The 15,555-nt window shown below is 55.6% G+C and carries 11 protein-coding genes; 10 read left to right on the forward strand and 1 reads right to left on the reverse strand.

Annotation, left to right across the window (positions count from 1 at the left end; translation table 11 throughout):
- Nucleotides 1-99 precede the first annotated feature (99 nt).
- From J2Z70_RS26510 to J2Z70_RS26525, 4 genes are all read left to right on the forward strand, one after another.
- Entirely contained in the window at nucleotides 100-1,707 is a 1,608-nt protein-coding gene (locus J2Z70_RS26510) for a GAF domain-containing hybrid sensor histidine kinase/response regulator (protein WP_209878143.1), read from the forward strand.
- Nucleotides 1,708-1,966: 259 nt separating this feature from the next.
- Nucleotides 1,967-3,733 (forward strand): cache domain-containing sensor histidine kinase, encoded by a 1,767-nt coding sequence (locus J2Z70_RS26515; protein ID WP_342593062.1) that lies wholly within the window; start codon nucleotides 1,967-1,969, stop codon nucleotides 3,731-3,733.
- Nucleotides 3,720-5,351: a response regulator gene (locus J2Z70_RS26520; protein ID WP_209878145.1), complete on the forward strand. Its 1,632-nt coding sequence runs from the start codon at nucleotides 3,720-3,722 to the stop codon at nucleotides 5,349-5,351. Before J2Z70_RS26515 ends, J2Z70_RS26520 begins: the two co-directional genes overlap by 14 nt.
- Nucleotides 5,348-6,178 (forward strand): AraC family transcriptional regulator, encoded by an 831-nt coding sequence (locus J2Z70_RS26525; RefSeq protein WP_209878147.1) that lies wholly within the window; start codon nucleotides 5,348-5,350, stop codon nucleotides 6,176-6,178. Before J2Z70_RS26520 ends, J2Z70_RS26525 begins: the two co-directional genes overlap by 4 nt.
- On the opposite strand, the gene J2Z70_RS26530 is transcribed toward J2Z70_RS26525, so the two are convergent.
- On the reverse strand, nucleotides 6,165-7,673 hold the full coding sequence (locus J2Z70_RS26530) for an FAD-dependent oxidoreductase (protein ID WP_209878149.1): 1,509 nt from the start codon (nucleotides 7,671-7,673) through the stop codon (nucleotides 6,165-6,167). The two genes, J2Z70_RS26525 and J2Z70_RS26530, sit on opposite strands and share 14 nt — an antisense overlap.
- Before the next feature lie 230 nt (nucleotides 7,674-7,903).
- Between J2Z70_RS26530 and J2Z70_RS26535 the strand changes: the two genes are divergently transcribed.
- The 6 genes from J2Z70_RS26535 (at nucleotide 7,904) to J2Z70_RS33940 (ending at nucleotide 15,323) form a co-directional block, all read left to right on the forward strand.
- On the forward strand, nucleotides 7,904-9,127 hold the full coding sequence (locus J2Z70_RS26535; protein ID WP_209878152.1) for a glycoside hydrolase family 130 protein: 1,224 nt from the start codon (nucleotides 7,904-7,906) through the stop codon (nucleotides 9,125-9,127).
- Nucleotides 9,128-9,272: 145 nt separating this feature from the next.
- Entirely contained in the window at nucleotides 9,273-10,691 is a 1,419-nt protein-coding gene (locus tag J2Z70_RS26540) for an ABC transporter substrate-binding protein (protein ID WP_209878155.1), read from the forward strand.
- A gap of 68 nt (nucleotides 10,692-10,759) precedes the next feature.
- Nucleotides 10,760-11,659, forward strand: coding sequence for a carbohydrate ABC transporter permease (locus J2Z70_RS26545; RefSeq protein ID WP_209878157.1), 900 nt, complete (start codon nucleotides 10,760-10,762; stop codon nucleotides 11,657-11,659).
- A gap of 13 nt (nucleotides 11,660-11,672) precedes the next feature.
- Nucleotides 11,673-12,572, forward strand: coding sequence for a carbohydrate ABC transporter permease (locus J2Z70_RS26550; RefSeq protein ID WP_209878159.1), 900 nt, complete (start codon nucleotides 11,673-11,675; stop codon nucleotides 12,570-12,572).
- 91 nt (nucleotides 12,573-12,663) lie between these two features.
- On the forward strand, nucleotides 12,664-14,046 hold the full coding sequence (locus J2Z70_RS26555; protein ID WP_209878161.1) for an FAD-dependent oxidoreductase: 1,383 nt from the start codon (nucleotides 12,664-12,666) through the stop codon (nucleotides 14,044-14,046).
- A complete protein-coding gene (locus tag J2Z70_RS33940; RefSeq protein ID WP_342593063.1) occupies nucleotides 13,986-15,323 on the forward strand; it encodes an SGNH/GDSL hydrolase family protein in 1,338 nt (445 codons plus the stop codon). The genes J2Z70_RS26555 and J2Z70_RS33940 overlap by 61 nt, the downstream gene beginning before the upstream one ends.
- Nucleotides 15,324-15,555: the final 232 nt, after the last annotated feature.

Consider the following 15,555-nt stretch of genomic DNA (forward strand, 5'->3'; position numbering starts at 1 on the left):
GATTTTGCAGGTTGTTGCTGTGTTTTTTCTGTTATGATAAGGACCAGTCAAGTTTATGGTAACATATTTAGGTTTTGGAAATGGGGTTCTGGAACGACGATGCAGATGAACGATACCGGCAGTTCGGCGATTCGCAATATAGAGGATGCCGCAGACCGGATGATAGAGCTGTTAAGCCAACTTTTCAAGTCAAACACGATTCTGATTTCGGTGCATGGTGTAAGCTCAGATCCCCTGCTGCGGGTGTTCAACCGGGAAGAGCTGTTGGGGCCGGATACACAGGGATCTGTGTTGTTTGATGCTATTGGCAGTCTGATCCTTCTGAATGACAATGGACCGTTACTGGTCTCTGATACGCATAAACAGCCCGCGTCCCCTGCACTTGACTTCATACACACACAGGGAGTACATTCATTCATTGGCGTTCCTCTGCTTACCGAGGATGGCGAATCTCTGGGAACGATCTGCCTGCTGGACCCTGCTGCCGGGCGGCATACGAAGGAAGACCTGGACCTCTTAAGCGCTATGGCTTATTTTTTCACCTATATTATGAACTTGGAACGGAAGCTTGAAGATTTGGAACAGCGGAGACAAACGAAAATGGATCTGTTCGCCATGCTCAGCCATGAAATCCGCACCCCGATGAACGGCATTATCGGCATGACCGATCTGATGATGACGACTGAGATGAACGAGCAGCAGCAGTATTACATGGAGATCATTGAATCGAGCAATGCCAAGCTGCTGCAATTCCTGAACGATGTTCTGGATTTCAGCAAGATGGAAGCGGGCAAGCTGCTCATTGAAAAGGAACCGTTCGATATTATCACCGCACTGGAAGAGAGCGTCTATCTGTTCTCCACCAAGGCTTTTGAGAAAAACCTGGAGGTTATTCTGAATGTGGATTCGGAGATTCCCCTGTATGTTCTGGGGGATTCCCCCAAGATACGCCAGATCATCATGAATATCGTAAGCAACGCCCTGAAGTTCACCCACGCCGGGGAAATACTGATTGAGCTGAAATCCTTGCCTGTTCACCGTGAAGAAATAGGGATTAGGATCACGGTTACGGATTCTGGTATAGGTATAGCGCAGGACAAGCTGAAGCTGCTGTTCAACAAATATACCCAGGTTCACCAGAGCAACGAGCTGCATCATTACGGAGGTACCGGACTGGGGCTGGCCATCTGTAAACAGCTGGTGGAGCTGATGGGGGGAGAGATCTCAGCGGAAAGCCAGGAAGGGACAGGGACGAAGCTGGAGGTCACGCTGTATCTTGAGAAATATACAAGCCTGCCCTCGATTCCCTTTGAGAAGGATGTGCTTGACGCAATTAAGATTCTGGTTGTGGATGATAATCAGACCAGTCTTGATGTCATCTCTTCGGTACTTGAGGACTGGAGCGTGGCAGTGTCTTCTGCCCGGACTGCCGGAGAGGCCCTGGAGCTTCTGGCGGCCAATAACGATTATGATCTAATCCTTATGGATAAGGATATTGCGGGGACAGAAGCCACAGAGCTTGCCAAGCACATACGCCAGCTTGTTCCGGGCAGGAAGCTGCCCGTTATTCTGCTTGCTCCCCTGGGGACGAATCTGGACGAGGAGACCAAAGCGCAGTTTTCCTCCATCATTATCAAGCCCATCCGTAAGGTGCATCTGCTCAATAACATATTGGCTTTGCTGAAGCATAGTAAGCCGGAGTCCTGATGGCGCATACTCCTCCTGGTGTTCTGCAACCAGTGAGATATTCATAGCCATACTTAATATAGCCTGTTTGAAGCCGGTGCCTGCCGGAATTCAAACAGGCTATTTGGTGCAGGCGGAGAGGGAGGCGGCAGGTTGCCCTGTACATACGGTAGATCCATGCTCCGCATACGGTGAATTCACTATTTCATTCGCTGCGTATTGTCGGACCGGACGTTCAGGTGACATAATCGAAGAGCAGGGCATCTGCACACAGGAAGGCGTGAAGGACTTGAACTATTTCCGGAAGCAATCATTCCGCAGCAAATTAAAAACTGCATTCTTAGCCGTGATCCTCCTCTCCGTACTGATGACCGGGGGATTGTCGTATTCCATCTCGGCGGCGACTCTGGAGAAGAATGCGCTGAAGCTTACCCAGGATAACGTTGTCAAATCAGCGCAGATCATCGATGAGAAGCTGAACAAGCTGATGCTGATTATGATGACCTTCATGATCAGCCAGCCTTTTCACGATATGATGCGGGATGTTGTCACCGGGGATACAGGCCGGTATTATACTCATCTGAATGATCTTGATAACGTTTTCTCACAAGCGCGGATTGCGGAGCCGCTGATCCATTCGATCTATGTGTCCACGCCGATCGGGGAGTTCTACCCTTCCTCGATGAACCGGAACCGTCTGACGGAGTTCAAGGATACCTTACTATATGAGCGGATTGAACAGGAGAAGAAGAATACATGGGTTGAAGGCCATGAGGACATGCTCTTCTCCGGGAAGGAACGGGTTATTTCACTGATTCTGGAGCCTATATTTGATACAGCGGTCCGCGGGGTCTATATTATCGTCAACATCCGTGAAGACGGCTTCCGCAAGCTGGTGAGCGGGGATACCGGCGGAGGGGCGCGCAGCTTCCTGCTGAACGCGGCAGGCAGCCCCGTCTATTCTGTGAAGGACCCGCTCGTTCTGCAGGCGGTGGAGGGCAGTGATCTGACCGGAATGATCAGCAGCAGCCGGAATCTCAGCAATACCTTCAAGCTGGGAGGCGAATCGTATCTGCTGAACTATGCGCATCTGGGTATTGCTGATTGGACGATGACCACGATCCAGTCCAAGTCCGGTGTGCTGAAGGATATGATCTATGTGAAATGGCTGCTCGTGGTGGTAGCCCTCTTCGCCTTTACTGTTACCATGATGGTATCAGGAGCTTTTACCCGTTATCTGCTGCGTCCGCTGCAAGGTCTGATGAAGGTGATGAAGCGGGTGGAGAGCAATGATCTGACGGCAAGATTCGAGAGCGGGGGCGGAGACGAGCTGGCCCAGGTCGGGATGCGGTTCAACCAGATGCTGGAGCAGATCGTAGTGCTGATCGGAGAGGTCACACAGGCACAGACCAATAAGCGCTCGGCAGAGATCAAGGCCTTGTCGGCGCAGATGGACCCTCATTTCCTGTACAATACGCTGAATACGATCTACTGGAAGCTGAATCTGAAGCAAGTGAAGCAGTCGCAGAGCATGGTCATGTCGCTGTCCCGGCTGTTCCAGCTCGGGCTGAACAAGGGGCAGGAGATCACTACGCTGTCTAAGGAACTGGAGCATGTCCGCATGTATCTGGAACTGCAATGCAGCTGCTATGAAGGGCTGTTCCGTTATGAGATTTATGTCGAGGATGAAGCGCTGGTTACCCTCCCGATTCCGCGCATTCTGCTGCAGCCGCTGGTGGAGAATAGCATTCTGCATGGCTTCCGCAACCGGGAGAGCGGGGGGATAATTGATCTCGAAGTCTTCGATGAGGGAGCACGCTGGTGTATCAAGGTCAGCGACAATGGAGCTGGTATGGACGAGGAGGCGGTCCGTGCATTGTTCCGGCGGGAATCGGAGAAGGGCTATGCCGTATCCAATCTGATCCGCAGGCTGCAGCTCTACTATGGGGACAGTGCAGCATTACGGGTGGACAGCGGGCCGGGCCGGGGGACGGCGGTTATTATATCTTTACCCAAACGGGAGGAGCATCAGGATGGACGATCATAGCGTAACCCTCTGTATCATTGATGATATTAAAAGCGTGGTGGAAGGCCTGACCTGCATGAACTGGGCGGAGCACGGCATCCGGGTGGCAGGGACGGCGTCCAATGGTGAGGATGGGCTGGACCTGATCGCAAGGCTGCGCCCGGATCTGGTCATTACGGATATCCGCATGCCAAGGATGGACGGCCTGGCTATGCTGCGTGCTGCACTGGAACACCACCGGGACTGTAAAATCATTCTGGTCAGCGGGTACGCCGACTTTGAATATGCGCAGCAGGCAGTACAGCTTGGCGCCTTCGACTTCGTGGTTAAGCCTTTTACGGAAGAGGAGATCATGAAGGCGGTGCTGCGGGCAAAGGCGGAGATTATGGAGCAGCGTTCCAGGCTGGATACGCTCCGGGAGATGGAGAACAAGCTGCGGGAGAGTCTGCCGGTGCTGCGGCAGGAATATTTCGCCCTGCTGGTCAGCCACCGAACGTCGTGGGAGCAGGCGAAGCCGCGCTGGGAATTCTTAGGCATCGATCTGAACCCCAAGGGGTTCGTGGTGATGCTGCTGGAGATCGATCACTTTCAGGAGCGGGCGGCAGAGCTGTCGATCCGCGAGGTGGAGCTGATCCGTTTCTCCCTGCTGAATATCACCCAGGAGACCATTGCCGGGCATACGCGCTGCGTGGTGTTCCGGGCCAAGCATAACCGCTATCTTGCGGTGATGAATGACTGTGGTCCGGCCAGTGCAGTGGAGATTGCCGAACGCTGCTGCAAGAACATTGAACGCTATACCAAGTTCACGGTATCTGCCGGGGTAGGAGGCCGGGTGGAGGAGACCAGCGAGCTGCCGGATTCCTACCGCCAGGCGCACCGGGCGCTGGCCCACCATCTGTTCACCGGAGGCAATGCGGCCATTATGTATGACGATGTTCACCAGAACGGCAGCCAGGAGCCGCTGGCACTGGAGTACAAGGACGAGCTGTTGCTGGCGCTGCGCTCCGGCAATGTCAGCCGGACAGGTTCAATCCTCTCGGCGATCTCAGAATCGCTGCAGAATCTGAGCTCCGGGCATAATCCCGATTATCTGCTCGTTCTGTATGAGGAGCTGGCCGCATCAGCGATCCGCACCTTCTATGAGCTGGTTCCGTACGGGGAGATTCAGCCGCTGATCCAGCGGTTCCGGGCGGTGCAGGGAACAGCGGGGCTGCCGCTTGCTACTCTCCAGCGGATGCTGCTGGATCTGTGTACAGAGGGGGCTGCCCTGGTTCGCAGGAGCAGTCTGTCCGAAGGGCAGAAGGTGATTTATGAAGCGGTAGAGTATATCAAGGGCCGCTTATCCGAGGATATCACTGTCGGTGAATGTGCGGCCCATGTACATCTCAGCACCAGCTACTTCTCCAGCCTGTTCAAGAAGGTGAACGGAGTGACCGTTACCCAGTATATCACCGCAGAGCGAATTCACCGGGCCAAGCTGCTGCTGGTGGAAGGGGCGCAGGTGCAGGAGGTGGCCTCCGCTGTGGGGTATGAGGAGCGCAGATACTTCAGCGAGATGTTCAAGAAGATTACCGGCCAGACACCGTCAGAGTTCAGGGCGGGGTACCACCCGGACCGCCAGGAGGAGCCCTACCGTTGACAGCGTCCGATCCGCACCGGTGCAGCATCCTGTATGCCAACTATTTCACACATACCCAGCCTCACTCCGTTCAGTATCAGGACGGCTTATCCTTCTATCTCTTCAGACTTCAGATGGAAGGGACCTGCCGTGCTCTGGTAGACGGAAAATACGAGACCATCATCCCCGGGGATCTGCTGATCTATGCTCCGAATCAGCCGTATGAGCTGATCGTACAGCCCCGCAGCGCTCCAGGCTCTGGGGGAGTTCAGCCCTCTTCGGATTATTTCCTGATCGGCAAAGGGGAGTGGCTGGACTCCTGGTGGCAGGACCGCAGGCTGCCGGCCCGGACGAATATCGGCTTCGACGATACGGTCATTACCTTATGGAAGCATATTGCCGGCGAGAAGAGGAAAGTAATGCAGCATCAGGAGGAGCTGATGGATTATCTGCTTAGAACGTTCTGTCTGACGCTGGAGCAGATCGTTCAGGCACGGCGGCGCACCAAAGGGGCGGAGACCGCCTACAGGCTGAAGCAGTTCATTGACAATCATGCCCATGAACCGCTCAGCCTGGAGCAGATCTCCGCCTCCGCCGGGTTAAGCATCTCCCGCGCTTCCTCCTTGTTCAAAGCCGCTTTTGGCCAATCGCCGTTCGCCTACTGTATTGATGTCAGGCTGAAGTCTGCCGAGCAGCAGGTGCTCTACAGCACACTGTCACTGGAGCAGGTTGCCGACAATGCGGGCTTCCAGAGCTACGCCCATTTCTGCCGGATGTTCCGGGAACGGTATGGCGCTCCCCCGGGAGAGTACCGGCGCAGCTTCGGCTTCCGGTTCAACCCCGGCTGAGTCCGGTGGTGTACAGCACCTGATTGGACTCAAGCAGTACCGCTTGCAGCTGTCCATACTCCACATCCTGAACCATGCCGTCCGCCTCAAGCGCCAGTACAGCAGCGGCTGCCGCTGATTGACCCAAAATCATAAAGACCGGCTCCATCCGGATGGAACCGTAGGCCGCATGAGTGGCAGACAGGCAGACCGGTACGATCAGGTTGGTGCATTCGCTGCGCTTCGGCACCATCGCCCGGTAGCTGATCGGATAAGGCTCGGCCAATCGGATATAGAATCCGCCCTCCGTGCTGACATGCCCGTCTTCGTTCACATAGTATTGCGTATGATGCGAATCCATGGCGAAGGAGCCCATTCCGGCCGAATCCGGCACCGGGTGCTCCCGCCTTACATCATGCTCTGTCACCACATAATCTCCGGTCATTCTGCGGGACTCCCGGATGTAGAGCTGAGACGGCCAGTGGCCGCTATCGGTAAATTCGTCAAGCGGCAGGCCCCACGGCTTGTAGGCCTCCCGGATCTCCTCCGGCACCCGCGGATGGTTCTGGATCGTCCAGACAACCCCCTGCTGGTAGATGCGGTGGGCCTCCCATATCTTGTCCCGCGCCGCATAATCCGCCTCCGGATAACTGTGGTTCATGCCGTTAAAATCCGTAGAAATGCCACTGTTGTTATTGGAATCGGTCTTGTCCGCAGTGACCCGGTTCAGCTTAAAAAAGCGTGAGCGCTGCCCCTGCTCAATGGCCCGGAACAGAATCTCATAATCGGCTTCGTTATAGCCCTCAGGCTTGCTGATCATCAGGCGATTGCCCGGATTGTCTGTCAGACACATGCGGAAGTTATAGGCTTGCAGCTTACGGTCTCCCTCGCCGGCATCGCCGCCACGGTCCGCATTTACACGCGGGAGTAGTCCGCTCGAAGGCATTCCTTTAATGACATAGGGGTCAATTCCCGGAGGGAGCTCGTTCAGTTCAGGGCCGGGCTGAATGCCGTTTAATGTCTCCCCATACCGTGCGTTCGGCTCCCGGCCGACCACATAAGACACACCGGAATGGCCCATCAGGTCTCCCTCGTAAGAGGCGTCAATGAACATTTTGCCGTGATAGACCTTCCCGGATTCCATAGTAATGGACGTGATTCTTGAGCCTTGCCGGGTCACCCCATTCTTAAGCTCCAGCCTTTCCCCGCAGACGACTTCAAGGTTATGCTCCGCCACCCAGTCCTGCAGCACCTCAAGCGCAACCTTAGGCTCGAACAGCCAGCAAGCCCCGTCCTGCGCATATTTCTGCGCGATCCGCTGGTAGAATTCCAGAGATAAGCCGCCGACTGCCTCTTTCATTCCTACATCCGTATCACCCAGCCCTCCGGTGGTCATGCCCCCAATTCTCCGGCTCTGCTCGATGACTACCGCACTTTTGCCCATAATAGATGCCTGGACAGCCGCTGTAATTCCTGCAGCCGTTCCGCCGTATATGACAAGATCATATTGTTTCATCCGGCGTACCCTCCTCCTTGGTAACGATTTTGCCTGCAAAAATGATTATAAGCCGCTGCCCGGACCCGCGTGAATGATGGATCTTCCTGTTTCATTTGACGGATCTTACTGTTTTGCCCGGAAGGCGGGTTTCAGGAGAAAAGTCTTTTGAATTCGCGGATGGCCTATGATAAGTTGTTTGCTGAAAAACGGAATATGCCCCTGCTTCAGGAGGTAAACCAGGAGGAACTATGAAACCACAATTTCGCTATTTGGACAAACCGGCGCTTGAACCTGTACCAGGCTGTGACTGGGCGGACAAAATGGTTCTGAATCCGGCGATCATCCAGGACCCTGACTCGAATGACATTCATATGCTGTTTCGGGCAACGGGCCCGTGGCCGCAGAAGAGAAGAGAGGGCTGCCATGATCCCTATCCGATTTTTTTGGGGTATGCGCGGAGCAGGGATGGGGGAGAGAGCTGGGAGGCGGACTTTTCAAGACCTGCCCTGGCTCCGGCCCTCGGGTATGAAGAGCATGAATTGTACATTACGGACATTTACGGAAAAAGAGTGCGGAATTATGCCAACGGCTGTGTGGAGGACCCCCGTATCTTCTATGTCGGGAACGAGCTGTATGTCACGGTGGCCTGCCGGGCGTTTCCCCCTGGCCCTTACTGGCTTAGCAGCCAGCAGCCTCCGGTCCAGACGCGCTTTGAATACGTGCCGGATTGGATTTTTGCTGGAGAGGGTACGGACCCGTTCATTCAATCAGCCCGGGCGAATGATACGGTCAGCGTGCTGTATAAGCTGGATTTGGCCAAGTTGAAGGAAGGGAACTATGAAGACGCTTTCGGGTATGTAGGCCCGCTTACCGAAGGGCATGTCAGTGATAACCGTGATGTGTTCCTGTTTCCTGAGCAGATGAGGATTGCAGGTAAATGGCAATATGTGATGCTGCACCGGCCGATGAATGTCCTACCCTTTGCAGGCGGGGGCCAGGCGGGCAAGCCATCCATTTATCTGGCGGCGGCGGAATCCATCGCGGATTTCGCTTCACCTGCAGCAGTTCACCGACTGCTGGCCAGTCCGCTCTTTGATTGGGAGGAGAACCGTGTGGGGGCAAGCTGGCCGCCGATCGCCCTGGGGAATCAGGAGTGGCTGGTGGCTTATCACGCGAAGAAGAATGTGCAGTTTGGATATACGCAGTCCTTCATGATCCTCAAGGAGCAGGAGAATGATTTCCCTGTCATTATCCACAGGTGCTCCGACCGTCTGATGTATGCGGAGCGGGAGTGGGAGATGCCGGAGGATTACCCTACGCCTTGTCTGTTTACCACAGGAGGCATTGTCATGGGGGAGGACTTAATCATGTCTTATGGCGCTGCGGATCAGAAGGCGGGTATCGCTTGGGTTCATTTTGCGGAGTTATTGGAGTACATCCGGACATTTGATGAGAACGGCATCCTGCTGTAACGGGAGAGCCCGGCAGCTGCCGCCTGCCGCAAAGAATAGAATTCTGTCCCTCAAGAGTGAGTCTGCCGCACTCCTTTTGCGGGAGGGGTAGCCTATAATAGAGAACGAGCTCACAATACAAATGTCAATCAAAGGGGTAGAACGTATGCAGAAAAAATGGTTGGGCCTCAGCCTGAGCCTCATGCTGGCCGCCGGAATCGCCGGCTGCGGCGGTAACGGGAACAATAATAAGAGCGGCGGTGCGGCAGAGGGGACACCCGGAGCGGCAACAGCGAGTCCCACAGCTTCGGCCGCAGCAGAAACAGGTGAGCCGGTACAGCTTAAGTACTGGACGGATGACCGTCATGACCAGGAATATATCAAGGAATTGGTCAACAAGTTCAATGAGACGAACGGCGAGAATATCCAGGTGGAACTGACAGTCATGTCTGAGAATTACGCGCAGAGCGTTGACATTGCCTTCACCAGCAACCAGGCACCGGATATCCTCCGTCTGAAGAGCGGCAATACCCCCGAATTTGTCAAAAAAGGTTATCTGGCTCCGATTGACGGTTACCTGACCGATGAGATCAAAACGAAATTCGGCAGTCTGCTGATCGATGGTGTCAACCGTTTTGACGGCAAGGTATATTCTTTGGCCAATACCGGTCTCACCCTGCGCCTGATCTACAACAAGGATCTCTTTGACAAAGCAGGCATCGCTAATCCTCCAGCATCGCTACAGGAAATGGTCGATGACGCCAAAAAAATTACTGAAACCGGCAAATCGGAGGGCGTATACGGCTTTGCGTTGAACTTCAAAAGTCCAAAGTCGGCCTTTGACCGGTCAATGCGCGAGATTCTCTCCTTGAGCGGCTATCAGGGCCTTGGCTTTGACCTGGAGACAGGCCAGTTTGACTTTGCACCTTACTCCCAGGTTATCGAATATTTCAAGCAGATGTACGAGGACGGAAGCATCCTGCCGGGTGCGGAGACGCTGGATATTGACCCGCTGCGCGCCCAATTTGCCGCAGGCAAAATCGGCATGTACCTCAGCTTCTCGACGGAGCCGGGTGTATACCAGGACCAGTTCCCGACAGAGATCAACTGGGCAGGTACGCTGGCCCCAACCCTGGACGGGCAGATTAAGGGAACCTCGGAGATCGTATCCGCCGGCACCTGGCTCGGGATTAGTGCGAAATCGGCGCATCAGGATGCCGCCTGGAAATTCATGCAGTACATGTACGGCGACGATATTCTGAAGACGTATCATGAGAAGGGCTTCGGAATTGCAGTGGTGCCGAGCATTGTGGAGCAGGCCAAAAATCCGGAGATTGGCGGAATGGAAGGCTTCCTGGTCGGCGAGCATGACTCGCTCTGGCCTGCTGTGCCGAACGTCACGCCGGAAGGCTCTACCTATGCGGATGCTTTTTTCAAATATATGCTCTCGGGCGGAGATGCCAAGGCCATTGCTGCTGATCTGAATACAAGATACAATGACGCATTGTCCAAAGCAGTGGAGAAGGGCGAGGTTACCGTTACGCCGGACCCGGCGTTTGATCCAATGAAGCCGCAGGGAGAATAACGGGTTACAGAGGGGCTTGTACGGGATTCCCGGATCAGCCCCTTTGCTATCCTTGAAGGAGACCAATCATGATCTATAAATGGAAAAGACTTGGGGAGAATTCCCTGTTCCTCGCACCTAGCGTCATTCTGACACTCACTCTCGGCATCTATCCTCTGATCTGGATGCTGCGGTATATGTTCTATGATTATGCCGGATACGGCGAGGCGCTGTTTACCGGGCTGGACAATTTCAGCCGGCTGCTGCGGGATACCCTGTTCTGGGAGTCCGTCCGCAATACGTTCGTCTTTGCCGGAGGGAAGCTGCTGCTGACTCTGCCGCTGTCGCTGCTGCTGGCTGTTATTCTTAACGGCAGATTGCGCGGGTCCAACTTGCTCCGGGGCATTTATTTCATGCCGACGGTCATTAGTACTGCGGTCATCTCTGTTGTTTTTTATAACATCTTCAATTCCTATAACGGGATGGTTAACACAGTTCTGATGAAGCTGCATCTGGTCTCCCAGCCGGTCGACTGGCTTGGTCCGAAGCACGCCATGCTGACGGTTATTCTTGTGGCGGTGTGGGGTGCCGTCGGGAACTATATGCTGCTCTTCCTCGCCGGGCTGCAGAGCATTCCGCAGGACCTGTACGAGAGCGCGTCCATCGACGGAGCGAACGCCGGAAGACGCTTCTGGAATATTACGCTTCCGATGCTGGCTCCGGTAGCCCAGATGGTCATTATGCTGGCGATTATCGCTTCCCTGAAGGGCTATGAGAGCATCATGGTCATCACCGAAGGCGGACCGATCGGCAAAACGGAAGTCATGTATCTCTATCTCTACAAGCTGCTATTTCCTGTATCCACCGGTTCACCGGTAACGCAGCAGCTTGGTTACGGCAGCGCCGTGGGCTTCGCCACCGCTGTGATTGTCGGAGCGGTAACCGGCCTCTATTTCTTCTTCAGCCGCAAAATGAACAAGGTGTATTAGGAGGCTTATCCAAATGAACGAATCTGTGATATCCAAGCAGCCCGGAGGGCGGCCGCAAACGGTGGACCGGACGCCCGGTACTGCCGGGAGAATCGTAACCCGGACAGTGATGTGGCTTTTCCTGCTGGCAACGGCGGTCCTGACCTTGTTTCCGCTGCTGATGACGCTGACCGGTTCCTTGAAGACCGGGGCCGAGATGATGACTGGGGGAACGCTTTTTCCCGCCAAGCTACAATTCAACAATTATGCTGAAGCCTGGAAGCAGGCTAATTTCGCCCGCTATACCTGGAACAGTGCATTTATGAGCGTAATGGTGACGGTGGGGACGCTGCTGGTGGCCTCGATGGCTGCTTATGTGGTGGACCGGCGTGATTTTCCGGGAAAAAGGATCTATGTCACGGTGCAGGCGTCCATGATGTTCATTTCAGTCGGGGCCATCGTTTTGCGTCCGCAGTTCGATCTGATGGTTGCGCTGCATCTGAATACCACGCTGTGGGGGGTTATTCTAATTCTGGTCAGCGCCCATTCCAGCACCTTCTTCATGCTGCAGGGTTTCTTCAAAGCGATTCCCCGGGAGCTTGATGAGGCGGCGATGGTGGACGGATCCGGCTTCATCCGCACCTTTTTCCGCATCATTCTGCCGCTCTTGACCCCTGGGCTTGGGGTGGCCGGATTGTTCGCCTTCCGTCATGCCTGGAACGAATACATTCTGCCGCTGGTCTTCACGATGACCAATCCGAAGCTGCAGACACTGACGGTCGGGCTGGCGAATCTCCGCTATGGCTCTTCGGCTGCGATGCAGATTCACCTGATGATGGCCGGGGCCTGTCTGTCCATCCTGCCAATGCTGCTGGCGTATATTCTGGCGAATAAAACCTTCATTCAGGTGACGGCGGGTTCGGTGAAGGGGTAATAAACTTTAAGATAAGCTTATGCTTCCGAAGCGAGTTTTGCGAGGTGGATTCAGGTGAAGCTACGCTATCAAAACTTTTAGGAGGATAACAATGAATTACGGACATATTACAGTACCGCAGGCAGAGGTGCCGGTCTCCCGCGAGGTGGATGTGTTGGTCATCGGCGGCGGGGCGGCAGGGATTGCCGCTGCCATCTCGGCGGCCGAAGGCGGGGCGAGCACCATGATCGTGGAGCAGCGCGGGTATCTGGGCGGAATGGGAACCGTGGCGCTGGTGCCTGCCTTCTGCCCCTATACGGACAAGGTCAAGCCGATTATCCGCGGCCTGGGCCTGAAGCTGATGGAGCGGATGAAGCAGGCCTGTGATCCGGGCTATCAGGAGGAATACCGCGAACAGCTGGACTGGGTGCCGATTGATCCTGAAGTGTTGAAGCGCGTCTATGACAATGCGGTACTGGAGAGCGGTGTGACGCCGCTGTTCCACACCTTTGTCTACGATGTAGTGCGGTCGCCGGACGGCCAGACCATAGAGGGCGTAATGATTGTCAACAAATCCGGAAGATCCTTCATCCGCTGCCGTTATATCATCGACTGCACCGGGGACGGCGACATTGCTGCCCTGTCGGGTGTGCCGTTCCAGAAGGGGGGCGGAGACGGGGAGCTTCAGCCTGGCAGCATGTGTTATCTGCTGGCGAATGTAGACCGTCCAAGATTCAGCCGCTTCCTGGCGGAGACGGGAGATACAGGTCAATTGCACCGGACGGTGGAGCAGGCCATCCTGGAAGGAGCGCTGCCGGAAGGCCGCAAATCGATCTCCGGCCTGGCCTGGGTGAGCGATCAGCTGGTCGGCGTTAACTTCGGCCATGTGTTCGGGGTGGACGGAACGAAGGCTGAGGACCTGACACGCGGAGCCATTGAAGGCCGCCGGACGGTGCTGCGGCAGCTTGAATTCTTCCGCAAGTATGTGCCGGGCTTCGAACAGGCGCATCTGGTGGCAAGCGGAGAGCAGCTTGGCATCCGGGAGACGCGGCGTATCCAGGGCGATTATACGCTGACTGTGGACGACTTCGTGGCCGCGCGTTCTTTTCCTGACGATATAGCGCGCAATGCCTACTATATTGACATTCATCTGGCGACAAGCAAAAGTGATATGACCTTCAATCATCTGCCGCCGGGAGTCTCCCACGGGGTGCCTTACCGGGTGATGCTGCCGGTGGGCATCCGCAATCTGTGGGTGGCGGGACGTTCGGTGTCCTCGGACCGGGCGGTGCAAGGCTCCCTGCGCGTCATGCCGAACTGCTTCTCGATGGGCCAGGCCTGCGGCACGGCGGCAACGCTTGCACTCCGGGACGGCACGGACTCCCGCAGTATCTCGATTCCTGAGCTTCAGCAGCGTCTGCTGGAGCAGGATGTGTGGCTCGGGGAGAATTTCGTTCCGGGGGCGGCGGAGCAGGATGCGGGGCAGGCGCAGTGAGCGGCGCGGAGAATGTGGAGAACGTGAAGAATGTGAATAGCTTGAAGAGCGTGGAGAGTGTGAAGAGCGTGGGAAGTATGGAGAGCGTGGAGCGAACGGAGAGTGTGAAGAGCGGGAAGAGCCTGGAGAGCGGGAAGAGTGTGGGGAACGGGAAGAACGTGAAGAGTGTGGAGAACGTTGAGAGTGTGGAGAGCCTGGAGCGCGTGAAGAGCGTGGGGAACGTCAAGAACGGGAAGAACGTGAGGAGCCTCCCTTTGCTGGAGGAGTGGTTTCACGGGGCGGTCTCACTGGAGCACCGGCAGGAGGGGATCAAGCCCTGGCGGATTCCGTTCCGGGACTATGATCTATATCCGCCGGATGGGATCGGCGGCAAGGCGGAGATCTGCTCCGGTATCCGGCTGCGGCTGTCCACCAGCTCCAGCACCTTCGCACTCTGGTTTGAACCGCTTGCGGAGGACGCTTCACTGGATTGTTTGGCTGACGGCCGGCTGGTGCAGACGCTCCGGCTTGCTGCGCAGTCTGCGGAGGCCCGCTTCACCGGGCTTCCCCCTGGTGTGAAGGAACTGGAAATCTACCTGCCGCAGAACACCGGTATGACGATAAGCGGTCTTGCCATTGATGATGATGCCGTTGCCGAACCGCTGGCGGACCTGCGGCCCCGCTGGGTGACGTATGGAAGCTCCATTACCCAGTGTGTTGCGGCTTCGAGCCCTTCCTGGACCTGGCCGGTGATCGCCGCCGGGGAGATCGGCTATCACTTGACCAATCTCGGCTTCTCCGGCAACTGCCTGATGGAGCCGATGGCGGGCCGGCTGATCCGGGATCTGCCGGCTGACCTGATTACCTTGTGCGTCGGCGTGAACATCTATGGCGCAGTGTCCTCCAGCCCGCGGATGTTCAAGCCGCTGCTGATCGGCCTGCTGGAGACGATCCGGGAGAAGCATACAGAGACACCTATGGTTGTCATCTCGCCTATTTACGGAACGGAGCGTGAGACAGAGGAGAATCCGCTCGGCTTCACCCTGCCGCTGATGCGCCGGGAGATCGCGGATACAGTGAAGCTGCTGCAGGCGCGGGGAGACCGTCATCTGCATTACCTCGATGGGCTGGAGTGGTTCGGCCCAGCGGACGGAGAGCTGCTGACCGATGGTCTGCACCCCGGTCCCGAAGGCTATGAGCTGCTGGGCAGCCGCTTCGGCGGCAGACTGGCGGCTGCGCTCCGGGGCGAAACGCTGCACCAGCAGAGCATCCAATCTCACTCTGAGGGTTTGCTATGACCCGATTAAGTACCAGCAATAGGCTTAAGTGTATTTTGTACAACTAAATCTTCTGATGTACCGCTGAATATGCATTTAGTTGTATTTCATACATTTAAACTGGCATCCCTACCTGGGTTATCGCCCATTCCGGCAGATTTAGTTGTACAAAGTACAGCTAGAAGAGGCGAACCTTTCTTTTCACGGTTTTTAGATGCACAGAATACAACTATCGCCGAATACTCGGTTCAAA

It is taken from the genome of Paenibacillus silagei (assembly GCF_017874735.1).
In the GTDB taxonomy this organism is placed as follows: Bacteria; Bacillota; Bacilli; order Paenibacillales; family Paenibacillaceae; genus Paenibacillus_AQ; species Paenibacillus_AQ silagei.

Coding starts and splice junctions, on each gene's coding strand:
- J2Z70_RS26510 (WP_209878143.1), top strand. CDS start 100: ATGCAGATGAACGATACCGGCAGTTCGGCGATTCGCAATATAGAGGAT.
- J2Z70_RS26520 (WP_209878145.1), top strand. CDS start 3,720: ATGGACGATCATAGCGTAACCCTCTGTATCATTGATGATATTAAAAGC.
- J2Z70_RS26530 (WP_209878149.1), bottom strand. CDS start 7,673: ATGAAACAATATGATCTTGTCATATACGGCGGAACGGCTGCAGGAATT.
- J2Z70_RS26535 (WP_209878152.1), top strand. CDS start 7,904: ATGAAACCACAATTTCGCTATTTGGACAAACCGGCGCTTGAACCTGTA.
- J2Z70_RS26540 (WP_209878155.1), top strand. CDS start 9,273: ATGCAGAAAAAATGGTTGGGCCTCAGCCTGAGCCTCATGCTGGCCGCC.
- J2Z70_RS26545 (WP_209878157.1), top strand. CDS start 10,760: ATGATCTATAAATGGAAAAGACTTGGGGAGAATTCCCTGTTCCTCGCA.
- J2Z70_RS26550 (WP_209878159.1), top strand. CDS start 11,673: ATGAACGAATCTGTGATATCCAAGCAGCCCGGAGGGCGGCCGCAAACG.
- J2Z70_RS26555 (WP_209878161.1), top strand. CDS start 12,664: ATGAATTACGGACATATTACAGTACCGCAGGCAGAGGTGCCGGTCTCC.